Origin of the sequence: Mesorhizobium sp. SEMIA396, from assembly GCF_024518615.1 — a bacterium.
Classification (GTDB): Bacteria; Pseudomonadota; Alphaproteobacteria; order Rhizobiales; family Rhizobiaceae; genus Mesorhizobium.
In genome coordinates this window covers 491,413-516,508 of sequence record NZ_JANIFC010000002.1, presented here as the reverse complement: position 1 = coordinate 516,508, position 25,096 = coordinate 491,413, and the positions used below count along the sequence as shown (strand labels likewise).

The 25,096-nt window shown below is 61.8% G+C and carries 29 protein-coding genes and 1 pseudogene; 8 read left to right on the top strand and 22 right to left on the bottom strand.

Features of this window, described 5'->3' with window-relative positions; all coding sequences use genetic code 11:
* Positions 1-55: 55 nt before the first annotated feature.
* From NP503_RS07390 to NP503_RS07370, 5 genes are all read right to left on the bottom strand, one after another.
* Entirely contained in the window at positions 56-1,933 is a 1,878-nt protein-coding gene (locus tag NP503_RS07390) for an ABC-F family ATP-binding cassette domain-containing protein (protein WP_127268152.1), read from the bottom strand.
* Positions 1,934-2,057: 124 nt separating this feature from the next.
* On the bottom strand, positions 2,058-2,507 hold the full coding sequence (locus tag NP503_RS07385) for a MucR family transcriptional regulator (protein WP_127268153.1): 450 nt from the start codon (positions 2,505-2,507) through the stop codon (positions 2,058-2,060).
* A gap of 162 nt (positions 2,508-2,669) precedes the next feature.
* Positions 2,670-2,873, bottom strand: a complete 204-nt coding sequence (locus NP503_RS07380) for a hypothetical protein (protein ID WP_127268154.1) — start codon at positions 2,871-2,873, stop codon at positions 2,670-2,672.
* Positions 2,866-3,792 (bottom strand): DMT family transporter, encoded by a 927-nt coding sequence (locus tag NP503_RS07375; RefSeq protein ID WP_127270635.1) that lies wholly within the window; start codon positions 3,790-3,792, stop codon positions 2,866-2,868. Before NP503_RS07375 ends, NP503_RS07380 begins: the two co-directional genes overlap by 8 nt.
* Positions 3,793-3,837: 45 nt before the next feature.
* The gene (locus NP503_RS07370; RefSeq protein WP_164749112.1) at positions 3,838-4,671 is read right to left on the bottom strand and encodes a hypothetical protein; all 834 of its coding nucleotides are present in this window, start codon (positions 4,669-4,671) and stop codon (positions 3,838-3,840) included.
* A 110-nt stretch (positions 4,672-4,781) separates the two neighbouring features.
* On the opposite strand from NP503_RS07370, the gene NP503_RS07365 reads away from it, so the two are divergent.
* Entirely contained in the window at positions 4,782-5,741 is a 960-nt protein-coding gene (locus NP503_RS07365; protein ID WP_027037936.1) for a LysR substrate-binding domain-containing protein, read from the top strand.
* Between the two features lie 110 nt (positions 5,742-5,851).
* On the opposite strand, the gene NP503_RS07360 is transcribed toward NP503_RS07365, so the two are convergent.
* Positions 5,852-6,364: a DinB family protein gene (locus tag NP503_RS07360; protein ID WP_013532473.1), complete on the bottom strand. Its 513-nt coding sequence runs from the start codon at positions 6,362-6,364 to the stop codon at positions 5,852-5,854.
* A 59-nt stretch (positions 6,365-6,423) separates the two neighbouring features.
* On the opposite strand from NP503_RS07360, the gene NP503_RS07355 reads away from it, so the two are divergent.
* Positions 6,424-7,116, top strand: coding sequence for a glutathione S-transferase family protein (locus tag NP503_RS07355; protein ID WP_127267614.1), 693 nt, complete (start codon positions 6,424-6,426; stop codon positions 7,114-7,116).
* A gap of 16 nt (positions 7,117-7,132) precedes the next feature.
* Here NP503_RS07355 and NP503_RS07350 read toward each other — a convergent pair whose 3' ends face one another.
* The gene (locus NP503_RS07350; protein WP_127267615.1) at positions 7,133-7,390 is read right to left on the bottom strand and encodes a DUF2934 domain-containing protein; all 258 of its coding nucleotides are present in this window, start codon (positions 7,388-7,390) and stop codon (positions 7,133-7,135) included.
* A 372-nt stretch (positions 7,391-7,762) separates the two neighbouring features.
* Between NP503_RS07350 and ndk the strand changes: the two genes are divergently transcribed.
* Positions 7,763-8,185 (top strand): nucleoside-diphosphate kinase, encoded by a 423-nt coding sequence (gene ndk / locus NP503_RS07345; RefSeq protein WP_013532476.1) that lies wholly within the window; start codon positions 7,763-7,765, stop codon positions 8,183-8,185.
* A gap of 64 nt (positions 8,186-8,249) precedes the next feature.
* Here the strand turns inward: ndk and NP503_RS07340 are convergent, their stop codons facing one another.
* The 6 genes from NP503_RS07340 to NP503_RS07315 all read right to left on the bottom strand — a co-directional run bounded on the left by NP503_RS07340 (position 8,250) and on the right by NP503_RS07315 (position 13,380).
* Positions 8,250-9,014, bottom strand: coding sequence for a YbaY family lipoprotein (locus NP503_RS07340; RefSeq protein ID WP_127267616.1), 765 nt, complete (start codon positions 9,012-9,014; stop codon positions 8,250-8,252).
* A 110-nt stretch (positions 9,015-9,124) separates the two neighbouring features.
* Positions 9,125-9,601, bottom strand: coding sequence for a molybdenum cofactor biosynthesis protein MoaE (locus NP503_RS07335; RefSeq protein ID WP_127267617.1), 477 nt, complete (start codon positions 9,599-9,601; stop codon positions 9,125-9,127).
* A gap of 1 nt (position 9,602) precedes the next feature.
* Positions 9,603-9,860, bottom strand: coding sequence for a molybdopterin converting factor subunit 1 (moaD, locus tag NP503_RS07330; RefSeq protein ID WP_127267618.1), 258 nt, complete (start codon positions 9,858-9,860; stop codon positions 9,603-9,605).
* A 1-nt stretch (position 9,861) separates the two neighbouring features.
* Positions 9,862-10,458 (bottom strand): CDP-diacylglycerol--glycerol-3-phosphate 3-phosphatidyltransferase, encoded by a 597-nt coding sequence (gene pgsA, locus NP503_RS07325; protein ID WP_023673449.1) that lies wholly within the window; start codon positions 10,456-10,458, stop codon positions 9,862-9,864.
* Between the two features lie 97 nt (positions 10,459-10,555).
* Positions 10,556-12,619 (bottom strand): excinuclease ABC subunit UvrC, encoded by a 2,064-nt coding sequence (gene uvrC, locus NP503_RS07320; protein WP_127267619.1) that lies wholly within the window; start codon positions 12,617-12,619, stop codon positions 10,556-10,558.
* Positions 12,616-13,380, bottom strand: a complete 765-nt coding sequence (locus tag NP503_RS07315; protein WP_127267620.1) for an SDR family oxidoreductase — start codon at positions 13,378-13,380, stop codon at positions 12,616-12,618. Before NP503_RS07315 ends, uvrC begins: the two co-directional genes overlap by 4 nt.
* Before the next feature lie 413 nt (positions 13,381-13,793).
* Here NP503_RS07315 and NP503_RS07310 point away from each other — a divergent pair, with 413 nt between their 5' ends.
* Positions 13,794-14,450 carry an outer membrane protein gene (locus NP503_RS07310; protein ID WP_023812630.1) on the top strand — a complete coding sequence of 219 codons (657 nt, stop codon included), beginning with the start codon at positions 13,794-13,796 and terminating at the stop codon, positions 14,448-14,450.
* 117 nt (positions 14,451-14,567) lie between these two features.
* Here the strand turns inward: NP503_RS07310 and NP503_RS07305 are convergent, their stop codons facing one another.
* Positions 14,568-15,164: a glutathione S-transferase family protein gene (locus NP503_RS07305; protein ID WP_127270637.1), complete on the bottom strand. Its 597-nt coding sequence runs from the start codon at positions 15,162-15,164 to the stop codon at positions 14,568-14,570.
* A 126-nt stretch (positions 15,165-15,290) separates the two neighbouring features.
* Here NP503_RS07305 and NP503_RS07300 point away from each other — a divergent pair, with 126 nt between their 5' ends.
* The gene (locus tag NP503_RS07300) at positions 15,291-16,163 is read left to right on the top strand and encodes a hypothetical protein (RefSeq protein ID WP_206517174.1); all 873 of its coding nucleotides are present in this window, start codon (positions 15,291-15,293) and stop codon (positions 16,161-16,163) included.
* 465 nt (positions 16,164-16,628) lie between these two features.
* Positions 16,629-16,934, top strand: coding sequence for a transcriptional regulator (locus NP503_RS07295; protein ID WP_127268687.1), 306 nt, complete (start codon positions 16,629-16,631; stop codon positions 16,932-16,934).
* A gap of 21 nt (positions 16,935-16,955) precedes the next feature.
* Here NP503_RS07295 and NP503_RS07290 read toward each other — a convergent pair.
* From NP503_RS07290 to NP503_RS07265, 6 genes and pseudogenes are all read right to left on the bottom strand, one after another.
* Positions 16,956-17,269 (bottom strand): annotated as a pseudogene (locus tag NP503_RS07290) (LysE family translocator); the annotation flags it as partial.
* Between the two features lie 31 nt (positions 17,270-17,300).
* Positions 17,301-18,137 carry a DMT family transporter gene (locus NP503_RS07285; RefSeq protein WP_127268686.1) on the bottom strand — a complete coding sequence of 279 codons (837 nt, stop codon included), beginning with the start codon at positions 18,135-18,137 and terminating at the stop codon, positions 17,301-17,303.
* Positions 18,134-18,715 (bottom strand): TetR/AcrR family transcriptional regulator, encoded by a 582-nt coding sequence (locus NP503_RS07280; RefSeq protein ID WP_127268685.1) that lies wholly within the window; start codon positions 18,713-18,715, stop codon positions 18,134-18,136. Before NP503_RS07280 ends, NP503_RS07285 begins: the two co-directional genes overlap by 4 nt.
* Positions 18,716-18,850: 135 nt before the next feature.
* On the bottom strand, positions 18,851-19,303 hold the full coding sequence (locus NP503_RS07275) for a hypothetical protein (RefSeq protein WP_127268684.1): 453 nt from the start codon (positions 19,301-19,303) through the stop codon (positions 18,851-18,853).
* A gap of 193 nt (positions 19,304-19,496) precedes the next feature.
* Positions 19,497-20,351, bottom strand: a complete 855-nt coding sequence (locus NP503_RS07270) for a 23S rRNA (adenine(2030)-N(6))-methyltransferase RlmJ (RefSeq protein ID WP_127268683.1) — start codon at positions 20,349-20,351, stop codon at positions 19,497-19,499.
* Between the two features lie 62 nt (positions 20,352-20,413).
* The gene (locus NP503_RS07265; protein WP_127268682.1) at positions 20,414-21,019 is read right to left on the bottom strand and encodes a hypothetical protein; all 606 of its coding nucleotides are present in this window, start codon (positions 21,017-21,019) and stop codon (positions 20,414-20,416) included.
* Positions 21,020-21,725: 706 nt separating this feature from the next.
* On the opposite strand from NP503_RS07265, the gene NP503_RS07260 reads away from it, so the two are divergent.
* Both NP503_RS07260 and galE read left to right on the top strand, forming a co-directional pair.
* Positions 21,726-22,763 carry a UDP-glucuronic acid decarboxylase family protein gene (locus NP503_RS07260; RefSeq protein WP_127270640.1) on the top strand — a complete coding sequence of 346 codons (1,038 nt, stop codon included), beginning with the start codon at positions 21,726-21,728 and terminating at the stop codon, positions 22,761-22,763.
* Positions 22,760-23,839 (top strand): UDP-glucose 4-epimerase GalE, encoded by a 1,080-nt coding sequence (galE, locus tag NP503_RS07255; RefSeq protein WP_127270642.1) that lies wholly within the window; start codon positions 22,760-22,762, stop codon positions 23,837-23,839. Before NP503_RS07260 ends, galE begins: the two co-directional genes overlap by 4 nt.
* On the opposite strand, the gene NP503_RS07250 is transcribed toward galE, so the two are convergent.
* Both NP503_RS07250 and NP503_RS07245 read right to left on the bottom strand, forming a co-directional pair.
* Entirely contained in the window at positions 23,793-24,218 is a 426-nt protein-coding gene (locus NP503_RS07250; RefSeq protein WP_306250209.1) for a hypothetical protein, read from the bottom strand. The genes galE and NP503_RS07250 overlap by 47 nt on opposite strands.
* A 352-nt stretch (positions 24,219-24,570) precedes the next feature.
* On the bottom strand, positions 24,571-25,074 hold the full coding sequence (locus NP503_RS07245) for a DUF995 domain-containing protein (RefSeq protein ID WP_127270645.1): 504 nt from the start codon (positions 25,072-25,074) through the stop codon (positions 24,571-24,573).
* Between the last annotated feature and the right edge of the window lie 22 nt (positions 25,075-25,096).

Below are 25,096 nucleotides of genomic sequence, written 5' to 3'. Positions count from 1 at the left end.
GACCCCCACCCCGCTCCGCTTCGCGGATCGACCCTCCCCACAAGGGGGAGGGTAATCACTCCGCCGTGCCTTCCTCATACTCTGCCGACATGGTCAGCCACTTTTCCTCGTGGCCGGCCAGCGTCTGGGCCAGTTGCGAGCGCTCCTTCGCCAGCCGTGTCGCCGTCGAGGGATCCTTCTCGTAGACCGCCGGATTGGACAGTTCGTCCTCAATGCCGTCGATGCGCTTGCGAATGCGGTCCATCAGCGCTTCGGTGGCGCGGATCTCCTTGGCCAGCGGCTCGAAGGCAGCGCGGCGAGCCGCCGCATCGCGGCGGCGGTCGGCTTTTGACGCCTTGTCGGCCTCGCGCTTGCCGCGGCGGTCGCCGGAGACGCCGGTGACCAGCGTCTTGTAGTCCTCGAGATCGCCGTCATAGGGGTTGACCGCGCCGTCCTTGACCAGCCACAGGCGGTCGGCGGTTGCCTCCAGCAGATGGCGATCATGCGAGATCAGGATCACGGCGCCGGGAAACTCGTTCAGCGCATGGATCAGCGATTCGCGGCTATCGATGTCGAGATGGTTTGTCGGTTCGTCGAGGATGAACAGGTTTGGCCCCTCGAAGGCCGACAGCCCCATCAGCAGCCGCGCCTTCTCGCCGCCCGACAGATCCTTGGCGGCGGTGTTCATCTTCTCGGTCGTGAGGCCGAACTGGGCGACGCGGCCGCGCACCTTCGATTCCGGGGCCTCCGGCATCAGCCGGCGGACATGCTCGTAGGCGTTTTCGTCCGGCCGGAGGTCGTCGAGCTGGTGCTGGGCGAAGATCGCCACCTTCAACCCGGGCGCCACCGTCATGGTGCCACTCTCCTGCTTGAGCCGGCCGGACAGCAATTTGGCGAAGGTCGACTTGCCGTTGCCGTTGGCGCCGAGCAGCGCGATGCGGTCGTCGGCGTCGATGCGCAGCGTCATCTTCTTGAGGATCGGCTGACCCTCGGTGTAGCCGACATTGACGTTGTTCAGCGCCACGATCGGCGAGGCCACCGTCTTCACCGGCTCGGGGAAGGAGAACGGCCGCACCGAATCGTTCACGAGGGCCGCGATCGGTTTCATCTTCTCCAGCGCCTTGATGCGCGACTGCGCCTGTCTCGCCTTGGAGGCCTTGGCGCGGAACCGCTCGACGAAGGATTCCATGTGCTTGCGCGCGGCCTCCTGCTTGACCCGGCCCTTCTCCTGCAATTCCTTCTGCTCTGTATATTGACGCTCGAACTGGTCGTAGCCGCCGCGCCAGAAGGTCAGCTTCTTCTGGTCGAGGTGGACGATCGAATTGACGGCGCGGTTGAGCAGGTCGCGGTCGTGCGAGATCAAAAGCACGGTGTGCGGATATTTCGAAACGTAGTTTTCCAGCCACAGCGTGCCTTCGAGATCGAGATAGTTGGTCGGCTCGTCGAGCAGCAGCAGGTCGGGCTCGGCAAACAGCACCGCAGCAAGCGCCACGCGCATGCGCCAGCCGCCGGAGAAGGACGAGGCCGGACGCCGTTGCGCAGCGTCGTCGAAGCCGAGGCCGGCGAGAATGGTGGCGGCGCGGGATTCGGCTGAGTGCGCGTCGATATCGGCCAGCCGCATATGGATGTCGGCGATGCGGTGCGGATCGGTCGCCGTCTTTTCTTCTTCGAGCAGCGCCGTGCGTTCGAGATCGGCCTTGAGCACGATCTCGATCAGCGCGTCCTCGGTGCCCGGCGCTTCCTGCGCCACCTGGCCGATGCGGGTGCTCTTCGGCAGGCTGATCGAGCCTGTCTCGGACGGGAAATCGCCGGTGATGGCCTTGAACAGCGTCGTCTTGCCGGTACCGTTGCGGCCGACAAGGCCGGCCTTGGTGCCGGCCGGCAAGGTCAGCGAAGCATGGTCGAGAAGCAGGCGTCCGGCCATGCGGAGCGATAGGTCGTTGATGATCAGCATGGCCGCGCTTTTGCACCGGACATCAACGCTTCGCAAGGCCTTGCCGGCCAGTTGGCCGCACAAGGCCTCGAAACGACGCCAGCGAGGGCGTCGTCAAAGCAGCCGAACAGTGGCTTGCCTGCTCTCAGGCAGTCGCCTTGCGCTTCGTTGCCTTGGCGACAGCGGCCGGCGCTGCTGCCGGCTTGCGGCCAAGTCCCGTCGACTTTGCCAGCGCCGATCGCGTCGCCGAGTAGTTTGGCGCAACCATCGGATAGTCCGGCGGCAAGCCCCATTTGGCCCGATAATCGTCCGGGCTCAGGCCGTAGTCGGTCCGCAGATGCCGCTTGAGCGACTTGAACTTCTTTCCGTCCTCAAGGCAAATGATGTAGTCGGGAAACACCGACTTCTTCGGATTGACTGCCGGAACCAGGTTTGGAGTTTCCGCGACAACTGCACCAGCGAGCTTGCGAACCGAAGCACTGACGCTGGCAATCAACTCAGGCAGGCCGGCAGCAGGAAGCGGATTGTTGCCTACATAGGCCGAGACAATATCGGCCGTCAGCTCGATAACGGTCTTATCATCGATATTTGACAATTCTTTCACCTTATTTGCGACAAAATCCTCCACCCCAGCGAAGACTTGTGTCGATGTATCTCTTTAACCGCGTCCCCCAACGGACCGCCAAGTCTCATAAAAGAATGAAGAATCGGCAAAAATAGCATTCATGCGAAATCGACGCCGTGCAAATTAGAAAATCTAATACTTGGAACCAGCAGACTTAGCGGCAGGACTTTCGTCCAATATCTCCAGAATACGCTTCCAGCGGGCGCAACGCGCGAAATCCTTTTGTTCTATCGCCTTTTCGGCCCTCATCGCGGCGTAGAGCGGTGCCTCGGCGCCGAATTCGTCGATCAGCCAATGCGCTTCCTGATTGGCCAGACGCTCATTCTCGTCAAACATGGTTTTCGACCTCCGAACGTTCCACACCGACCGCGACACAACTGCCGATGACGAGGATGGCTCCGACAATGGCCGTCACCGTCAGCCGTTCGCCGGACAAGGTCAAAAGCAGGGTCGAGGCGATCGGCGTGAGATAGGCGACCACCGCGACCCTGTCGCTGCCTTCAAGCTTCAAGGCGCGCGACCAGAAATAGTAGCCCAGGCCCATCGGACCGGCGCCGAGATAAAGGCCGAGGGCCAGGTCCGCGCCGACGGGCCAGGTGAAACCGTCGCGAGCGCACCACAGAAACATCAAAGCGACGCCAATCAAAGACGATGGCAGCAACAGGCGATCCGCTGGAGTGGCCACCCGTCCCACCATGAGCGAATAGAAGGCCATGCACAGCGCTGACCCGAATGCGGCGAGATAGCCGACCAGATCGCCCTCGAACCAGGATTGGTTGCGCCCTCCCGAAATCACCAGTGCAACGCCGATGAAGCCCACCACCGCGGCGAGACCCAACAGTGCCGGACGCCGCGGATTTTCCAAGGCAATGACTGCCGCCGCGACCATCAGCGGCCAGGTGTAGGCCACCAGATTGGCCTCGATCACCGGCATCGAAGCGAAGGCGATGTATTGCAGCACCATGGTGCCGACCAGGCCGATGAAGCCGATCGCGAGAGAGATGAGCGCCGCCCCGGCGGTGACCGGTGCTACTCTTTCGCGGCTCATCAATCGGATGGCGGCGAAGACGAGTGCTGCGCCTGCAAATTGCAGGAACTGGACCTGCGAAACCGGTTGGCTGGCCAGCAGGGATTTGCCGACCAGGGCATTGGTGGACCACAACGCCACCGCACCGGCAGCGAAGACCAACGCGGATATCGAGCCGGATCCCTGCCGAAACAATCGGCATGGGACTCTATGTTGCTGTTCGACCATGATCCTGTCCGAAAACCGGTTCCGACTTTTCGGGGTCATGGTTCATTACCATGATTCCCTGGCGCCGCCCGGAACCGGTGCCTCGACGGCGGTGGGCACGGGATGCTCCGCCTCGAACCGACGATAGGCCGGCAGCTGATTGGTCCAGACATCTTCGGCCAGTTCGCTGACCCACTCACGGTCGTGGTCGTTGTCGGCGGCGAGATAGAACATTCTGTTATCGTCGACATAGGGTTTGGCCACCGAGCGCTGGTTGAGCACCAGCGTGACGCGCTCGCCGAACCGGATCGGAGCGGTGCGATGCAGGACGCCCAGGAATTGGCCGAGCGTCGCGTAGTTCATCTTGTGATCGATGCGCATGACACTGTTGCGCGGGATCTCGCGGCCGGCTTCGAGAATGGCGCGGCCGGTTTCGGAGTCGTCGCAGAAGATTTCGAGATGGCCGCCGACCAGCGGATTGCTGATCGACAGCGGAATGAGCTCGGTCACCGGAACGCCATCGCAATGCCACTCCACGGCGCCGTCGTTGGGATTCATGAAGGTGACCGTCGAGCCGACGATCGACAGCGGATAGGGCTCCAGCTTGGTGCCCGTCATGTCGGACAGCCGCTCCAGGCGCAGCTTGTCATGCAGCAATTCCTTGATCTCGGGGATGAAACGGTCGGCCCCGGTGATGAAGGTCAGATCGAGGTGCTTGTGCACGGCATGGCTGGCCTTGAGCTTCAGGGCAGCCTCCTCGATAGCTGCAAGCAGTGCCGGGTCATAGCCGTGCAGATATTGCGCGACACCGAAACTCGACACTTTCCAGGCGGTTTCATGGCCGATAATGGCTTCGCGGCTCATCGCATAACGCAGTTCGGGAATGGTATGGGCGTTCATTGTACTTCTCCAGGATGGGGGCAACACTTGGTAAACAGTCGATTAATTCACCCACCCCTGTAAAATTAGGAATGCTGGTGCTAGTGTAAGCCAAGCTTAAGGTCGAAACCGTGCGTCTGCTCAGTCAGGTCAACCTCAATTCGCTTAAAATCGTGGAGAGTGCTGCGAGGCACGGTAATTTCACGCGTGCCGGCGAAGAACAGTTTATTACCGCTTCAGCGGTCAGCCAGCGCGTGAAAAGCCTTGAGGATCAGCTTCGTTTCAAGATTTTCCAGCGCGGCGGCAATGCGGTGTCGTTGACGCCGGAGGGCGAGACCTATGTCTCGCGCGTTCGCGAGGCGCTGGAGCGAATCGTCGCCGCCAGCATGGAAGCGACCGGGCAATCGCAGGAGCATGTGCTAAAAATATCGGTGCTGCCGACCTTTGCGGCACGCTGGCTGTTTCCGCGCCTGCCGCTGTTCCAGCAGCAATATCCCGATATCGTGATGCGGGTCTCGACCTCCTACGCTACGCATGAGTTCACGGCCTCGGAATTCGATCTCGAAATCCGTTATGGCGACGGTCACTTTCACGGGCTGCAATCCGATCTGCTGTTTCGCGAAGACCTGACACCGGTGTGCAGCCGCAAGCTGTTCCACGAAGTTCTCGGCGATAAGCGGCTGTCGAAAGTGACACCGGACGACCTCAAGCACTTCACCCTGCTGCATTCCGACACCTGCACCCAGAATTGGCAATCCTGGCTTGGTTTCGCCGGCGCCAGCTTCGTGCTCAGCGAGACCAAGAGCATCTATTTCGACTCGTGCATGATGTCCTACGAGGCAGCCAATTCCGGGATGGGCTTTGCGGTGGCCAACCGTGCCTATATGGCCAGCGACATCCGCGCCGAAAGGCTGGTGGCTCCCTTCGCCGTCCACCACCCGAACACGGCTGGTTGGTATTTTGTTTCCCCGCTGAGAGGCCTTGCCGCACGCAAGGTCCAGTTGTTCAAGCAGTGGGTGATGGCGGAAGCGGCTCTGACGCAGTGCCAACTGGACAGCGAAATCAGGGGCGAGGCTTCGACGGCCGCCTGAATCTCGGGCAAGTATCCGGTGTGCCGGCTAATTCTGATGCAAAGACAATGCTGCAGCACAAAATGCAGCGATAGTAGGCGCAAGCTCTTCGACCTTCGGACGGCACCGAATCAGGCGAAAGCTCTGCCCTCCTCGGTCCGCTGAAAAAGCATCAGGTCCAACCCCAGGCTTGGCCGTCCCAGGATGGTCAGGATCGTATGCGCCTGGCCGCGATGGTGGGTCTGGTGGTTGAAGACATGATCCAGCGCCGGCGCCAGCCTTTGCGAGACGGTGCGCATGTCCGAAACGGTCATGTAGGTGAAGCGGCCCGTCAACGCCTTGTCATTGAGGCCGCCGACCCAATCGATGATCCTCCTGTCCTCGGCTTCACGCGCCGCCCGCAGGCCGGTCAACCCCCGATGCAGGATGGCATCCAGTGTCGTCGGCGCGTCGCCCTCGCCGGTGAAGCGCTTCATCCAGATCCGGTCGGCCGTCAAAAGGTGGTTGAGCGTGCCCATCATCGAGCCGAAGAAGGCGCCGACATCGCGGTTGAATTCCTCATCATCGAGTTCGGCGGCGGCATCATAGATGCGACCGTTGGCCCATTGATTATAGGCCGCAAACATCATGAAATGCTGTCTCATGGCTTCCCTCGGCTCACGTCGATGCGGGGCCTACCTAACCCGCAGGAACGCCGCCGCCAATGACCATTCTGCTCTATGATCTCGTCGGACGCGACACCACACGTCCGTTCAGCCCGCATTGTTGGAAGGTGGTGATGGCGCTTGCCCACAAGGGGCTCGACATATCAACCGTACCGACGCGCTTTCTCGAGGTGCCTGCTGTCGAGGGCGGCGTTTCGAAAACCGTTCCGGTGATCCGCGACGGCGAGACAGTCCTCGCGGATTCCTTCGATATCGCGCTCTATCTCGATGAGGCCTATCCGGACCGGCCGACGCTGTTTGGCGGTGAAGGCGGCAAGGCGATGGCGCGCTTCGTCGAACGCTGGTCGCAAGTGACCATTCATCCCTACGTGACCACCGCGGCCATCATGGACCTCCATGCCATGCAGGACGCGGAAAACGCCGTCTATTTCCGCCAGAGCCGGGAGCAGCGTCTTGGCAAACAGCTGGAGGAGGTGATGGCCGCCAGGGAGGCCGGGCTCGGCAATTTCAGAGCCTCGCTGGAGCCATTGCGCTCGACGCTCTTCCATCAGCCATTCATCGGCGGCGCGTCGCCGCTGTTCAGCGACTATATTGTCTTCGGCGCCCTGCAATGGGCGCGCATAGCCTCGCCCTACCAACTGCTCGACGACGGCGACGTGGTGGCGCAGTGGTTCGCCCGCTGCCTCGACCTGCATGGCGGTCTGGGACGAAAGGTCGCCGCCGCGGCTTGACGCCGTAAAGCAGTACTTACTTGGCCGCCTTCTTTGGCTTGCCGGCCTTCGTGGCAGCCTTTGCCTCCTTGGGGGCGGCCTTTGCCTTGCCTGCGCCAGCTGCCTTCCTGGTTGGCTTTTTGGCTGCCGACTTGCCCGTGGCGTCCTCCTGGTCGACATCGGCGGCCGCCTGATGCCAATGGCGCTCATGATGTCCAGCCGGCTGGCCCTCTTGCAGCCAGATCTGGTGCGCACGGTTGCGAATGCGTTCCTGACGATCGTCTGTCATGGTCATGGTGTCTCCATACGGCCCGACCTCAGCGCGGCGCCGACACGCGAGTATAGCAAGCAACGCGTTGCTGTGTAGCCGTCTGATCTCGGCTTCGGGAGCACAGAAAAGCGCAGCGGCCTGCCCTTCGCTATCGCTCCCTGCCCTTCGGGCGTTCAAACCCTTTGAAAGGTCCACTGGACCTTTCAATCCGCCCGAAGGCGGACCGGGCTTTCACCGTTCGTCGCTCGGAAAGCCAAGCAATTGGCTTTCCGTCCGCTTCGCGGACCATCCCTCACCCCTTTGGCCTCACCCCTTTGGCCTCACCCCTTGGCAATGGGCCGGGCGGCTTGTATAGAGCCCGCCACTCTCAATTCCATTCTCAGACAAGGACGACCCATGGCGCTCGAACGCACATTTTCCATGATCAAGCCGGACGCAACCCGGCGCAATCTCACTGGTGCCATCACCAGGATGCTGGAAGAGGCAGGCCTGCGCGTCATCGCCTCGCGCCGGGTCTGGATGAGCCGCCGCGAAGCGGAAGGCTTCTATGCCGTCCACAAGGACCGCCCCTTCTTCGGCGAACTGGTTGAATTCATGTCGTCGGCACCGACCGTCGTCCAGGTGCTGGAAGGCGAGAACGCCATTGCCAGGAACCGCGAAGTGATGGGCGCCACCAACCCGGCCAACGCCGCCGAAGGTACCATCCGCAAGGTTCACGCGCTGTCGATCGGCGAAAACTCGGTGCACGGCTCCGACGCGCCGGAGACCGCGGCAGAAGAGATCAAGTACTGGTTCTCGGACACCGAGATCGTCGGCTGAGCCGATAATCCAGACCTTGGATTACGTGAAAAGGCCGGCGTTTCGCCGGCCTTCTTCGTCGGGGTCAGCTTGCCGCGCTGAAGCGCAGGATCTCGCGGCCATCCTTGTCGACAATGATGAGCTTTCCGGCATCGACACGGTATGACGCCGCCTTGGCCAACGCATCGAACAGCGCCTTTTCCTCGGCCATCACCTCGGGCGCACAGGCCTTGTAGGTCGAGCCGATGTCCCTGATCGCGATCGTTTGGCCATCGAGTTTGGCGGTGGCGAAATAGGTGTTGCAGGGGCCGCTGCCGCCCGCCTTGCCGGCCCCGCTGACCCTGAACGTCGCTTGCGGGGCACTAATAGCGCCGATGCCGTCGATATAGTCGACCAGCCAGAGCTGGTCGAAGACGGAAGCCGTCGGCTCGGCACTCGGGGTGACCATCTTCAGCATGATGGTCTGCGGCACGTCGGCCAACGGATCGACCTGATGGCGCATATCGGAGATGAACAGCAGCTTGTCGTCGACGGTGATGCGGGCTTGCAACGCGTAAGTCATCTGCGACCGGATGACCGAAGGGTCGAATTTGATCTCGAAGCTGATCGGCACCTGGCCTGCCGGCTTTACTTGCTGCTCACCGATGATGGTGGCCGGCGCGTCGGCCAGCGACACGTCCGCCAGCTGGACGGAGAGCACGGCACTGGGCGGCAAGGCAATGCGCTCGCGATAGATCACCTCGCCTCTCACGGCCCTTTCAGCGGCAACAGACTGCTCCGGAACGGCCAATATGCCGACGACCAGAGGCACGAAACCGAAGATCAAGAACTCCGCGATCCTGTCCAGCATGACCATCTCCCTCACCCCGGGCTGCCAATGCCCCGGGCTGCCAATGCCGAGGCTGACCAATCCCGCCAATTGGCCAAAGGATTGCGGTCAATGCATGGCTGCGGCGGATCTTATTCGGACTGATACCAGCGTTGCGCGGCGTTTGCATCGGCTTCCTTGGCCTCGACCCAGCCACCCTCCGAGCCGTCAGCCCGATGCTCCTTCTTCCAGAAAGGCGCGCGCGATTTGAGATAGTCCATCAGAAAATTCGCCGCCTCGAACGCCGCATGGCGATGCGCCGAGGCTGCCACCACCAGCACGATGTTCTCGCCGGGCGCGATCTTCCCGTGGCGGTGGATGGCGGTGAGCCCCTGCAATGGCCAACGCTCGACCGCTTCAACAGCGATGCGGGCGATTTCCGCTTCGGCCATGCCGGGGTAGTGTTCGAGCTCGAGCGCTGAGAGCGCGCCCTGCTCGTCGCGGCAAAGGCCGGAGAAGGTCACCACGGCGCCGATATCGGCGCGGCCTTGCGTCAGTCTGGCGATCTCGGCGGCGACGTCAAAATCCTGGCGCTGAATGCGCACGACAGGCAAGACCGCGCCGCTCATGTCAGCCCCCGGTCATCGGCGGGAACAGCGCGATTTCGCGGGCGCCCGCGATCTTCTCGCGGTGCTCGACATGTTCCTGGTTGATGGCGACGCGGATCACGTCGGGATATTGCAGAGCGTGCTCGTAGCCATCGCCGCGCGATTTCAGCCAGCGCAGGAGATCGGTCACCGTCTCGATGCCCGCAGGCAGGTCGACATCCTCCTCAGCCATGCCGATGCGTTCGCGCACCCAGGCAAAATAGATGAGCCGTGTCGTCATCTCACTCGTCCATGATGTGCTTGAGGCCGGCGCGGAAATAATCGTAGCCGGTGTAGAGCGTGACCAACGCCGCGATCCACAGCAGAACCAGCCCGGTCTGCGTGGTCAGCGGAAAGATCTTGTCGCCGGCCGGTCCGGCCAAGAGGAACGCTATGGCGACCATCTGGATCGCGGTTTTCCATTTTGCCAACTGCGTCACCGGCACCGAGACTTTCAGCGCCGCCAGATACTCGCGCAGGCCCGAAACCAGGATTTCACGGCACAGGATGATGATCGCCGCCCACAACGACCAGCCGGCAATGCCCGCATGGCGATCGGTATCGGCGGCCAGCAGCAGCAGGCATGTGGCGACCAGCAGCTTGTCGGCGATCGGGTCGAGCATCTTGCCGATGTTGGAGGTCTGCTGCCAGGCGCGTGCCAGATAGCCGTCCAGATAATCGGTGATCGAGGCGAGCAGGAAGATGATCAGCGCCGACCAGCGGGCAAAGTCGCTCGACTTCAGATGTCCTTCGAGAAAAAAGCACAGCACCACCAGCGGCACCGCGACGATGCGGGCGTAGGTGAGCATATTGGGCAGGTTGAACGCGCGCTTGGCCATGTCTGGGAAACTCTTTCTGCCTGCCTACTCAAATCAGATGCGAATGTAGGGGGTCAACAGGCCAGATTCGACAGGCCAGATGAAAGTGCCGGATTTTTCAACTCTCGTGGAAGTGATTGTAGACCAGTTTCGCCACCTGTTCGGAAATTCCGTCGACTTTCCGCAGATCCTCGATGGCGGCGCGGCTGACCGCCTTGGCGGTGCCGAATGCCAGCAGCAATGCCCGCTTGCGGCCGGGACCGATGCCGCTGATCTCGTCGAGCGGGCTCTTGACCATCTCCTTCTTGCGGCGCGCCCGATGCGAACCGATGGCGAAACGGTGGACCTCGTCGCGCAGGCGCTGGACGAAATAGAGCACGGGATCGCGAACCGGCAGCGAAAACGAGTCCCTGCCTTTGACGAAGAAACGCTCACGGCCGGCATCGCGGTCCTGGCCCTTGGCGATGCCGATGGCCACCACCCGGTCCTCGATGCCGAGATCGGCGAGGATCTTGCGCACCGCAGTCATCTGGCCCTGGCCACCGTCGATCAGGATGACATCGGGCCAGGCCGGGAAGCTGCCGGAGATATCGTCCTCCATATCGTCCGCCGAACCATCAGCCGCATCCCCAGCCGGGACATCGCCATGCTCCTTCAGCAGCCGCGAAAAACGTCGCTCCATCACCTCGCGCATCATGCCGAAATCGTCGCCAGGTGTGATCTCGGTCGAGCGGATGTTGAATTTCCGGTACTGGTTCTTCACGAACCCTTCCGGTCCGGCGACGACCATGGCGCCGACCGCGTTGGTGCCCATGATGTGTGAGTTGTCGTAAACCTCGATGCGCACCGGCGGCTTGGCCAGGCCGAATGTCTCGGCGAAACCCGCAAGCAGGCGTCCCTGGGTGGAGGTTTCAGCCAGCCGGCGTCCGAGCGCTTCGCGGGCATTCTGCAAAGCGTTGTCGGTCAGGTCCTTCTTCTCGCCGCGCTGCGGCACGGAGATCGCGACCTTGCGGCCAGCTCGGGTGGAGAGCGCCTCGGCCAGCAGTTCCTGATCCTCGACGCCATGCGACAGAAGAATGTTCCGCGGCGTCGGCTTGTCGTCATAGAACTGCGCCAGGAACGAACCCAACACCTCGGCTGCTTCCAACGCCGGATCGGCCTTGGGGAAATAGGCGCGGTTGCCCCAGTTCTGGCCGGTGCGGAAGAAGAACACCTGGATGCAGACCTGGCCGCCTTCCTGATGGATGGCGAAGACATCGGCTTCGTCGACGGTCGCCGGATTGATGCCTTGGTGGCTCTGCACATGCGACAGGGCCGCAAGTCGATCGCGATAGATCGCGGCGCGCTCGAAATCGAGAGCTTCCGACGCCTGCTGCATGGCGGCCGAGATTTCCGTCTTCACCTTCTGGCTGCGGCCGGACAAGAAGTCCTTCGCCTCGCCGACCAGTTCCGCATAGTCCTGATGCGAGACCTCGCCGGTGCAGGGACCAGCGCAGCGCTTGATCTGATAAAGCAGGCATGGCCGCGTGCGGTTCTCGTAGAACGAGTTGGTGCAACTCCTGAGCAGGAAGGCGCGCTGCAGGGAGTTGATGGTACGGCCAACGGCACCGGCCGAGGCAAACGGGCCGAAATAATCGCCTTTGCGCGAGCGCGCGCCGCGATGCTTGTAGATGCCCGGCGAGACATGATCGCCGGTCAAGAGAATGTAGGGAAACGACTTGTCGTCGCGCATCAGGACGTTGAATCGCGGCCGCAAGCGCTTGATAAGGTTGGCTTCGAGCAGCAGCGCTTCGATCTCGGTGCGGGTGACGACGAACTCCATCGTCGACGTCTCACGCACCATGCGGCCGATGCGGGTGGTGTGGAAGCGGCCTTGCGCGTAGTTGGTGACGCGCTTCTTCAGGCTGCGCGCCTTGCCGACATAGAGCACATCGCCGGCAGCGTTCATCATGCGGTAGACGCCGGGCGCGTTGGGAAGCCGCTTGACCAGCGTCTGGATCACCTCGGCGCCGATCATGCCTTCCGCGTCGCCGGCATGCGGGGTCCAGTCGATGGCGGTGAAGGCGACATCGGGACCGACGGTTTCAACGATCTCCTCGACCGCCTCGTCCTCGAGGTCGATATCGGGGGGCAGATCGTCGGCGCCGCCGCGCGGCTTGCTTTTGTGGTCTACAGGACTCATTCCGTCATGCCTGTCACATCGGGCGTCTGCCATGCAAGATGCTGGCCGCCATCAAGCGCGATCATCTGGCCGGTGACCGAGCGCGCTTCCCAGAGATAGCGGATCGTGGCGCCGAATTCCGGCAATTCCGGGCCGCGCTTGAGGACCAAGCCATCCACCTGTGCGGCAAAATCGCTGTCGTCCTGACGCGCGTTCTTCAGTGTCGGCCCCGGGCCGATGGCATTGACGCGGATGCTGGGGCCGAGCGCTTGCGCCATCATCTGGGTGGCCGTCCACAGCGTCGACTTGGACAGCGCATAGGAGAAGTAGCGCGGCGTCGGACGCCAGACGCGCTGGTCGATCATGTTGACGATCAGGCCCTCCTGCCCTGCCGGCAACGCCCGGGCGAAATTCTGCGCCAGCAGCGCGGGCGCTTTCACATGGACGGCAAAGTGCCGGTCCCAGGCCCGCCAGTCGAAATCCCGAACCGAATCGTCCTCGAACAGCGACGCATTGTTGACCAGCAGCGGGATGGGTCCGAGCGCTGCTTGCGCCTGGCCGACAAGATCGTCGACGGCGTCCATATCGGTCAGGTCGGCGGCGACCACGGCGGCGCGGCCACCTCCGGCGATGATTTTGGCAGCCAACGTATCGGCCTCGATGCGCGAGCGGTTGCAATGGATGGCGACGGCAAAACCGTGCGCGGCGAGATCCTCGACGATCGCCCTGCCGATCCGCCTGGCCCCGCCCGTCACCAGCGCCGTGACAGTGGCTTTGCTCATATGGTGTCAATCCTCAATTTCGGCCCGAAAAAGCGGTGCCGGCGAAATATGGCCCGGCATGCGTTAAATGGTGTTCGCACCTTGGGCAGCATTGTGGCGAAACGGCCGTTTGGACATCCCGGCCCGCCCTGGACTCGGGCGCGCACGACCGCAATATAGGGTGCTGGAGTCCTTGCACCAAGCGGTGTGCAGCGCAGCATGGGATGGTTCCTGCCATTTCGCTGTTGCGAAGATGCAACGTCAAGGTTCTGCCTCATTCGTGCCGGGGAATGACCCAAGTTCAGGTTCGCTTCAGCCGCATTTTGACACGACATTTGGAACCGACGAACGCCAGATCCGTTTCACCCCCCGGACGGGTAGATGGCGATCGTGAGAAACAAGCCTGTGTCCTGTGGCTTAAGGAGTAAAGAACAATGCAAGCCAATCTCAAATTCGCACGGCCGCTGGCCGTTGCGCTTGGGCTCTTCGCCCTCAGCGGAACTGCCTATGCTGCTGACGTGGTTTCGGAAGAGCCGCCGGCACCTGCGCCGATCGCTGAACTTCCGGTCGCTTCGTGGGCCGGCCCCTACGCCGGTCTCAACGTCGGCTATGGCTTCAGCGGCCGGACCAAAGAAAAGGATTTCGACGTTGAAACCGATACCAAGGGTTTCGTCGGCAGTGTCTTCGGCGGCTACCAGTGGCAGCAGGAGAACTTCGTCTACGGCGCTGAAGCCGAACTCGGCTACAACGGCGTCAAGGGCGACGACAACGGCATCGACTCCAAGGCCGGCTTTGAAGGTTCGCTGCGTGCCCGTCTCGGCTACGCGGTCAGCCCAGAAATCCTGCTCTATGGCACCGGCGGTCTCGCCGGCAGAAGCCTGAAGGTGGAAGACACCGTCCTTGGGGCCAGCGATCGCGCAACGATGCTCGGCTGGACCGCCGGTGTTGGCACCGACATCAAGCTGACCGACAATGTCTTCGGCCGCGTCGAGTATCGTTACACCGACTTCGGCAGCAAGAGCTTCGACGGCATCGGCAAGGTCAAGGCCACCGACAACCGCGTCACCTTCGGCGTCGGTATGAAGTTCTAAGTCGTTCAAGCCACGACACGAAAAAGCCGGGCCTCGCGCCCGGCTTTTTTTGTGTCTGAGTGATTTTCCCGGTGATCGAATCGATAACCCGGGAAATCAATTCCGGGCAATCGGCTATCAACCAGGAATGCAGGGCTTCAGTTCTGGAAACTTCTCGTCGAAGCGTGCCGCCCATCGCGTCAACCGGGCGCGACCCTTCTCCCATTTTCCGGCAAAACGCAGCGAGAGATAGCCAAGGCAGGCGCGCAGCGCCATCTGGCCGGCGGTGATCTTCTTCGGCAGCTTCGGCGGGTTGGCATTCAGCAGGTCGAGTGCCGCCGTGATCTTCGCCCACTGGCGATCGAGCCAAGGCTGATAGACCATCTCCTCGGGCCGCGTGCGCCGTTCATAGACCATCGACAGCGCGCAGTCGCAAATGCCGTCGGCCAATGCCTCCAGCACTTCAGCCTCGAGCCGCTTGTCGGGATTGCGTGGAAAAAGCGCGCTCTTCGACAAACGGTTGAGATGCTGGGTGATGGCGCGACTGTCGTGGATGGAGCGGCCGTCGTCGAGCACCAGAACCGGGATCTTGCCGAGCGGGTTGGCGCCGATCAGTTCGGTCGGTTTGTCGTCCGTTTTGACCGCCACCGTTTCGATGTCGATGCCGGCATAGGCGGCTGCCATGCGCACTTTGGAACTGTAGGGAGAGGAGGACGCATAGAGCAGTCTGGGCATGATCGGTTTCCTGTTTTGCAGGCCGGCAGTGTTGACCGATCAAGCGCGATCGAGCAATGGCCAGAAGCGGAAAACCCGGCCGCCAGCGAGCGGACTCATCGGCCGGGGCCGTTTGGCGAGCGCTCCATGAAGACGGTGCTTGATCACATAGTCGCCGAGTTGCCAGAATCGCAGGGATCACTCAGCCGACAGCCAAGACCGAAGGGCCTCGCGCCGATATTTCATCAAGCGCATGAATGGCACAAAAAGCCCCACCGGACTCCGCCCTATGGCGAAGTCCTGGGAGCTGCGAAAAGATATCCTCCGTCCGCCTCTGTTCTCGCCTTCCGACTGCCAAACAACGAACGGGGCGCCTGTCGGGCACCCGCCCTTGACTGTTTCGGCACCGCCCCCGGCGAGGGAAGACGCGACTACTTCTTGCCGGCCTTCGCGGGTGCTGCCTTCGGCTTGGCCGCAGGTGCCGCTTTCTTCACCGGTGCTGAAGATTTCGCTGCCGCAGCCTTCTTTGCCGGAGCAGCTTTCGCAGCCGGCTTCTTGGCCGGTGCAGCCTTGGCAGGTGCAGCCTTGGCAGCCGGTTTTTTTGCAGGTGCTGCCTTCTTCGCTGCGGGTTTCGCCGCAGCCTTCGCTGCAGGCTTCTTGGCTGGTGCCGCCTTCGCCGCCGGCTTTGCCGCTGCCTTGGCGGGTGCTGCTTTCTTCACTGCCGGTTTCGCAGCAGCTTTCGCTGCCGGCTTCTTGGCCGGTGCTGCTTTTGCCTTGGCCGCCGCGGCCTTCGGCTTGGCAGCGGGTGCTGCTTTCTTCACTGCAGCTGCGACCTTCGCCGTCGCTGCTTTTGCGGGTGCTTTCTTTGCCGGTGCCTTCGACGCCGGCGCTTTGGATGACTGCTTAGCCATGCGATGCCCCTTCCGTTGTGCCGACGGCCGTAATGACCCGGCGCGCTCATGCATATCTGACTCGCGGCTTGCTAGCCAGCGAAGCAATAGACTGATTTTCGCAACTTAACTTTCGGTTACGATCGGCACATGATCGTGCTGATCGTCGCAGAAATTCACTGCTGATCTTCGACCATCGGCTAGAATGTGTCGCCGACATTCTCCACACTCCGCGGGAGCGCTCTTCTCGTGAAGCTCCGAAGATCAGCGAACAGCTTTGCGTGTCGATCTTCGTTCGCCAATATCATGACCACAGCCTCAGCGGTGCGATCATCTCATGCAGGCGGACGATCTATACTGCAATGCGGCAGCCGGCCAATGCATCACCTTGTCAAGCGCGATCGCAGACCCGACTGCTCGTGAATTGACAGACAACTCTATATGGCAGAGTATTCTGCACAGAAGGCCGGAGTACTTCGATGTCCATCGCACAGGGACAAACGGCGCTGTCGCCGTTCGAGATTGCCAAGACGGTCCGCCACGGCGGCGGCATGGTTGTCGGTGGCCTCCGGCTTGGCTGCACCGGAGCCAATCGATGAGTGCCGACGAAATCATCCACCAGAGCACTCGGCTCAGGATCATGGCCGCGCTGAACATGCTGGAAAGGCGCCAAACGCTGGACTTCACCGGGCTGAAGGCCATCGTGGACGTCACGGACGGCAATCTCGGCGCGCATCTCGATACGCTGGCCAGGGCCGGTTATGTCGACATCGAAAAGCTGTTCGTCGGCCGCCGGCCGCAGACGCGCGTCAAGGCGACCACGAGTGGACGGCGCGCGTTCCGCGGCCACGCCGCATTCCTGCGCAAGATCATCGATCAGGCGATGCCGCGCAGGAAATAGCGTGGCGACTGGGCAATCCGCTCAGCGCGCGGCAACAACGGCAACGCCGGCGCCTATCATCACACCGCCCGCCGCGCGGTCACCCGGCGTACGATCCTTGGCGTGCGCAACAGGTTGCGGGCGCGGCCGGCGAGGATGATATGAACGCCGATCACCACCGCTTCAACAGCCAGGATCACCATCATCAGCACACCAAGATGAGCAGCATTGAGCGATGCGCCTACGCCGCTAGGCAACAGCGCGACGTAGAACAACGGCATTTTCGGATTGCCAAGATTGAGCGCGATGCCGGTGGCAAAAATCGTCAGCAGCCCTCGCCGTCCTGAGACGGGCTGCCGTCCAGAATCTTCGCGATCCGCATTTCCGTCACGACTGATAGCCGAGGCAGATGGCGCCGAGCGCGACGATAGCGCAGGCGCCGACCCGCCGCGGCGTCAGCATCTCGCCGAGGAACAGGCGTCCGATGAAGGCCGCGAAGACGACGCTGGTTTCGCGGATCGCGGTGATCGGACCTGCTGGTCCGAGCGCGAAGGCCGCGACCACGACACCGTAGGCCAGAAGTGCAAACAGGCCTCCGCCGAGCGCCTTCCAGGTTTCAGGCGCGCGCGGGTCGACAATGAGCCGGCCACGGCAGGCGACGAAGGCCGCCGGCAGCAACGCGCCGTAGATCAGCAGGACCCATGCGGTGTAGGCGCCGGCATTTCCCGCCGCCCGAACGCCGAGCGCATCGACCGTCGCATAGGCGGCGATGATCGCTCCCGTTGCCAATGCATAGAATATCGATGTCGTGGCGGCCCTGCCCCGTCCGAGTGAAAGGCCCATGATGCCGCCAGCGACCAGCGCGACGCCGACGGTCTGCGGCAGAGTGAGCTGCTGGTTGGCCAGGAAGAACCCGCCGAGCGTGACAAGCAGCGGCACGCTGCCGCGAACGATCGGATAGACCTGCCCCAGTTCGCCGTATCTGTAGGCGGCCACGAGAAACAAGGTGTAGCCAACCTGCAGGCAGGCCGAGAGCACGATATAGGACCAGGCCGGCGCGGCCGGAAGGGCGTGGAAGAAGGCGAAGGGGATGGCGAGCGCCGTGCTTGAAAAGCTCATGACGGTAACGGTCCACAACCGGTCGGCCCCCGTGCGCAGGAACGCGTTCCAGCTTGCGTGCAGGATCGCCGCAAACAATGCGAGCCCGATGACCAGCGGGCTCATTGCGGCCGGCGCGAGGCGGCGACGATGCCCATGGCCGCCTTGCGGGAGTCGCGAATGGCGGCTTCTGCCTGCCCCATCTGCGCCAGCAAGGTCGCACCTTCGATCAGCATAAGCAGCGTCGCCGCCACGCTCTCGGCGCGGCCGTGCGGCATCATCTCTTCGAGGATAGACTGCATGCGCCGCTTGAGGCCGTTCTTCTGCCTGACAACGGCCTCGAAAATCGGGTGCCCGGGATCGCCGAACTCGGCCAGCGCATGTGCGAACAGACAGCCATGGAAATCCGGGCTGCGGAACCAGCGTGCATGCCAGTCGAAGATTTTTCCGATTTTCTGCTCCGGCGGAACGTCCTCCTGGGCGAGCCGGTCGAGTTGGCGGTCGAAACGCATAGCGCGATAGTCGAGCACCTCGACGATCAGTTCGTCCTTGCTGGGAAAGTGGCGATACATCGTCATCTTGGCCACATCGGCTTCGGCGATGATCCGGTCGATACCGGTGGCATGGAAGCCGGCGCGCTTGAACAGCACGTAGGCCGTGTCAACGACGTGTTGGCGCTTGCCGGAAGCGGACGATGGCGTCATGGAGATTACCTAGTATTGAGACAGGTCTGTCTCGCCTGTATGCGACGGATCGAACCTGCTGTCAACGCGGCGCGAAAAAACGCCTGCAGCCGATCAAGCCACAGGCGCGAAAGAGATTGGAAGGGGAAACCGGGTCTAGCGCAGAATGCGGCAGCGGCCGTTGTAGACCATCCAGCGGTCGAAGCCCGAGACACAGAATTCGACATTGTCGCCGATCGAGGCAAAGCCCTGGCCTTCCTCGATCAGGTACCAGATGGTGCGATCGCGGCCGTCGGACAGACTGACGGTGGCGCCGCAATAACGGCGACCGATCGGCCAGGTATCGTTGGCCGCCAGATAGCGATGCTGGTGGATGCGCCGGAAATCGGTGATCTGCACGTCAGGCAGATGCGGCACGTGATGCACCTGATAGGAAAAGCGGCTGGTGATCTTGTTCAGTACCCAGGGCTGACCGCAGACCCCGCTGTCTTCATCGGAATAGACCGTAAGATCGGCGGCCTGCACGGTCTGGGTGATACCGAGAGGCGCAGCAAGCGGGGTGAAGAGCGAAATCAGGGCGGCAAGGGCGGATTTGGCGAAGCGAGTCATGGCAGCCTCTCAAGGTCGATTGCGCGCACTGTGCGGATTCGCTCGGCGGCGGTCAAGCGGTTGCGTTGACAATGGTTTCCCAGTTTGAAACCGCTTTTTGACCAAAGCCGAATTTGCACGCACCGGAATGGCTCTGGCACGTTCATATCCAGACCCAAGAGCACGCGGTCCCTGGGTCGTCGATGAGACCGCCTCAAGCCTGCTCGCCGGCCAGCCATTCCAGCGACCAGTGCGCCGGCCGCCCCACCGCAAGCAGCCTGTGCAGGGCCGGCAGCAGCGTCCGCAGCTCGCCCTCCAGCGTGAACGGCGGGTTCACGACCAGCAGACCACTGCCGTCGAGGCTGGGTTCCGAAGAGGCCGGCCTGATCTCGAATTCGATGTCGAGCAGCTTCGGGATGCCGGATTGCTTCAGCGCCTTGCGGAAAGCGATGATCGCCTTGCGGTCCTTGATCGGATACCAGAGCGCATAGATGCCGCCTGGCCACCGCTTGTGCGCCCTGGCGAGCCCGTCGACGAGGCGTTCGAACTCACCCGCTTCCTCGAATGGCGGATCGATGAGGACAAGGCCGCGCTTTTCCTTCGGCGGCAGATGCGCGCCGAGCGCCAGCCAGCCATCGAGCTCGATGATCCGGGCCTGGAAATCGCCGGCAAAGAACGTCCTCAGCCTTGCGGCATCCTTGGGGTGCAGCTCGATCGCCGTCAGCCGATCCTGCTTGCGCATGAGATGGCGCGCAATCAACGGCGAGCCCGGGTACTTCTGGATGCCACCCTCGGGGTTGAGCGACCGTATTGTCTCCAGATAAGGCGCGAGCAGCGCCGCCACCGGAGCGGCGAACGGGGCATCGATCAGCCTGCCGATGCCGCCTTGCCACTCACCCGTCTTCTGCGCCTCGGCGGACGACAGGTCGTAGCGGCCGATGCCGGCATGGGTGTCGACGACCCGAAACGCCTTATCCTTCTGCTTCAGATACTCGAGCAAGCGCGTCAGCACGACATGCTTGACGACGTCAGCGAAATTCCCGGCATGATAGGCGTGGCGGTAGTTCATGGTTTTGTGCCGTTATGCATGTCGTTGTCCCAAAACCGCTGCACACTTTTGGGCGACATGCATCAGCCCCTGCCCCAACGCGGCGGTGGCGGCTGCGAGTTCGGATTTTCCGGCCGGCCGCCACGAGTGCGCAAAGTCAGCAAGAATCCGATCAGGCCGATCGCCATCAGCGCGAAGCCGACCGGCCGTGCACGGCTGTCGATCTCGCCGGCGCCGGAGCGCAGGATGAGATCGACCGCCCGCATTGGTATGTCGTCGGCATCACCCGGTCCGACGGTGAAGATATAGGGGCCAGGGCTGACGGTCGCGATCACGCCGGCCTCGTCGCGAAAGATCTTGTCGGTCAGTTGCGGGCTAGCCTGGCGAGGATTGTCGGAATGGTTGAACTGCAGCGTCGAGGCGAGCACCGTGCGGCCATTGCTTGCAGCGGTCAGCGTCAGGACGGTGCGCTGCTGCGAAACGATGCGCTCTGCTCTTGCGGTCAGGTCGACCAGCACCCGCACCGGCGCGTCGCGGCCGGAGAGCGGCACCGTCAGCGGCTTGAAGCGGCCCTGCTCATAGACCCGCCAGGTGCCGATCTCATGGCCGGAGAAGTTGCTCATCGCCCAGGGATAGACGACACCGATGCCGGCGCCGACGAGCAGGATCAGGACAAACAGAAAGCGCATTCAGATCACCATGGCGTATCGTGACCTTGCCAATAGCGCCCCGACGGCCAAAAGGCGATGGCCAGTTGCGGGCAGCCACCTGGAGGTGGGCCGTGCGGGTGCGAGCGCAACCAGATTGGCGGCGTGGCCGCGCAACAATTCAAGGTTCTACCTATGCGCTCAAAAATTAAGCCGAGTATTTCGCGCGCTGCGCTGACATCGCTGTCGGCTCATTCTCGGTCGTCCTTGCTGTCAAGTTTCGATTCTACCTCAAGGGACAGCTTCCGCGTCCGGTCATACATTGTCGTCGATCGAGCCAATATGCTGATTAGTAAAGAGGATTTTCCGTATGCGCCGTGTTTCAGCCCGAGAGACCGTCGCCCCCTCATGTTAACCATCCGCGAGCGCACTTGGTTAAGAAATCACTAATTTAGTTGACTATAATTTCCACAGGTATATTTTCGATATGTTGGGATGTGCAATTTGGGCGAGCAATCGGCGATGGTGACACCGAGCGGGTGACCGCGTTTTCGGGGCGCAGAGAATGCTGAGCGGCAGCACGGAGGTCGTGTAGTCGTACCAGCTTCGCGAAAGCCAAAGAACAATTAACGCACATCAGTGATGGCGATTCCGCAGACGCGGAGGTTTGCCACGTTCTCAGGAACGTGGCCGGGCGATGCTTTGTCCCGGCCCCGGCGGTAGCGTGTGCGGTGCGTGCGAGGAAAGCATGGGTAAGCTTGTCAAGGTTCTGAAACTGGAATCCGGCAGCCAAAGGGGCGCCAACCAAAGCCGACGACGCGCCCTTGTCGCCGGAGGCGCGGGGTTTTTAGGATCGCATCTGTGCGAACGTCTTTTGCGGGACGGATACGACGTTGTCGCGCTGGACAATTTCCACACCGGCAAAAGATACAATCTCAATACCCTTCTGCGTAATCCGAGCTTCACCTGTATCGAGCACGACATCGTCGATGCACTGCCTTCGGATCTTCAGTGCGACGAGATCTACAATCTCGCCTGCCCCGCCTCTCCGCCGCACTACCAGGCAGACCCGATCCACACCTTCAAGACAAGCGTGCTTGGATCGCTGAACCTTCTGGAACTCGCGCGACAGAACAAGGCCAAGATATTCCAGGCCTCTACGTCCGAAGTCTATGGCGATCCCTTCGTGCATCCACAGCCCGAGAGCTACTTCGGCAACGTCAACACGCACGGACCGCGTTCCTGCTACGATGAAGGCAAGCGCTCGGCCGAAACCCTGTTCTTCGATTATTCGAGAACCTATGGCCTCGATATCCGTGTCGCCCGCATTTTCAACACCTACGGGCGCCGCATGCAGCCCGACGATGGGCGTGTGGTTTCGAACTTCATCGTCCAGGCGCTGCGCGGCGAGGACCTGACCGTCTATGGCAGCGGCCAGCAGACGCGCTCCTTCTGCTATGCCGACGATCTGATCGAGGGCTTTGTCCGGCTGATGAACGCGCCGAGCGCGCCCACCCACCCGGTCAATCTCGGCAACCCTGCCGAATTCACCATCATGGAACTGGCGACGCTGGTCGTCGATTACACCAACGCCCGATCGAAGATCGTGCATCGGCCGCTGCCCGTCGACGATCCCAGGCAGCGCAAGCCGGACATCTCTTTTGCCAAGGCCAATCTCGGCTGGGAGCCGAAAATCAGCTTGAGCCAAGGGCTCGCGCGCACCGTCGAGTATTTTGACACCCTGCTCTACGGAAACCGCATTGCCAGAGGAGCTGCCGCCTCATGAGCCGGCCGGCAGTCCTGGTGACGGGTGGAGCCGGCTTCATCGGCAGCCACACCTGCAAGCAGCTGGCCTCCGCCGGCTACATGCCGGTGGTTTTCGACAATCTGAGCCGCGGCAACGAGAGATCCGTCGCCTGGGGCCCGCTTGTCGTCGGCGATATCCGGGATCGGGATGCATTGAAGCGGGCGATGGAAACGCACCGGCCGACGGCTGTGATCCATTTTGCGGCGCTGGCCTATGTCGGAGAGTCCGTTCGCGAGCCGGCCGAATATTATTCAACCAATGTGACAGGCACCATCGCGGTGCTCGATGCCGCACGCGCTTGTTCGGTCGAAAACATCATCTTCTCCAGCAGCTGTGCGACGTACGGCGTGCCGGAAGTATTGCCCGTTCGCGAGACCTCCTCGCAAAATCCGATCAGCCCTTACGGGCGCTCCAAGCTGATGGGCGAACAGATCATCGGCGACTATGCTTCCGCGTATGGAATGAAATTTGCTATCCTGCGCTATTTCAACGCTTGTGGCGCCGATCCCGACGGCGAGCTTGGTGAGTGGCATTCGCCGGAAACCCACCTGGTTCCCAGAGTGCTCATGGCCGCATCGGGCATCATCGACGCGATCGAGGTTTTCGGCACCGACTACGACACGTCGGACGGCACCTGCGTAAGGGATTATATCCACGTCACCGATCTGGCCCGCGCCCACCTGAAAGCGCTCATGCATCTCGAGGGTGGCGGGCAAAGCCTGGCGGTCAATCTCGGCACCGGGCGAGGCGTCTCCATCAAGGAAATCGTTAAGGCGGTCGGCCGAATGACGTCAAGACCGGTACCGGCAGTGTTCAGAAGCCGGCGCGCCGGAGATCCGGCGGAGCTCTACGCCGATCCGGGAAGCGCACGCGAACATCTTGGCTTTGTGCCGGAACTTTCAGACATCGACACGATTGTCAGGACGGCCGCTCCTTTTTTCGGACTGAAGACCAGGCCAATGAAACTGCCGCCAGCCAGGGCGGCAACGTCGGTCGCCGCTCGACGGGTCAGAGATAGCGGGGGCGACAGCTCGCGCGCTGGCCAAACCCGCTAGGGCTGCAGATATAAGGCGAGCCGCCCGAGAACGTGCCGCCATCGCCAGGATTGAACGAGATTTTCACCGGCGCCGGCGTGCTGGCTCTGATCCGTTGCGGTGGTGCAAAGGCGTAGGCACTTTCGGTTCCTGTTGTGCTTGTCATCTGGATCGGAAGGTCGGCCCGGAGCGAGCGCACGAGAAATCCGGCCTGCACGGGCTGGCTGCGGATGGCGTGGACCACAGGCTTGACGAGGACCGAATTGGTTTCGGTCGCATCCATACTCTGACACCCTGCAACCACAGAGATCATCGCCGCGGCCGCAACGATAACCACGATATTTCTAATAGATACGATATTTTTGCTTGGGTTGACTGCACCCATCGCTGAATTGTTCATCATGTGTCCCTTGCTATCAAGTATAAGCCAAGGGCGCATCGCGACATACTATGCTTCGCCGCTCTCACGCCGCATGAGTGACCACTCGCACATCACTCGTAAATATTAGACATCACTAATTATTAAATTTCATCAAAACCGTATGGTAGGGCCCATCGTCTCGTCGTTCTGTCAGATAAAGTTGGATGCCATCAACCAGCGATCCGCGCGCCTACGGCTCCAGCCGAACTGCTTGATGTCTTACCATAAGCGATTCGCCAGATCCCTGACAGGTGCCTTGCAATTGCAGTCCGCTCTCGAAAGCGGGATTGAGTGATTTTGTTCAACTCGTCAGGATGGGTCGGCTGCGTACCTAATTTTTGGAATCGACCAGCTTGCGGGTCTCTTCGAACTGCGCGCCCTTCGGGTTACCGACTTCGAATTTCCGGTATTCGTCGGAAGCATCCTCGGGAGATCGCTTGAAACTGTACCATTCCCCATCCGGATCCTCGCGTTTCTCGATGTTCCCGCCCTGAATCCGGTGGCTGTAGCAGGTGCGTTTTTGCTTGCCGGTGTAGCCCTTCGACCGCCAGGCGAGTTCCATGCACATCTTACCGTTGCTGGTGACCAGCCATCTGCCCGCCGCGAAAGATGCCGTGTCCGGCCCGGACGTCCAGGCCTCGAGGCGTCGATTGCCCTGTGCGAAATAGGCTGCTCCGTTTTTCCACACCCATGTGCGATCGGCGTAAAGAAGCGACAGCTCGTAGGCAGTCGGAACGGTGGCGACAACCGCTTGCGCCGGTCCGCTGTCTTTGGCGGCAGCCGCGTGCGCTGTTCCCGAAAGCGCCGTCTGGCCGCAGAGAGCCAGGAGAAACATAAGCTGCGTGCAACTTGCGAAC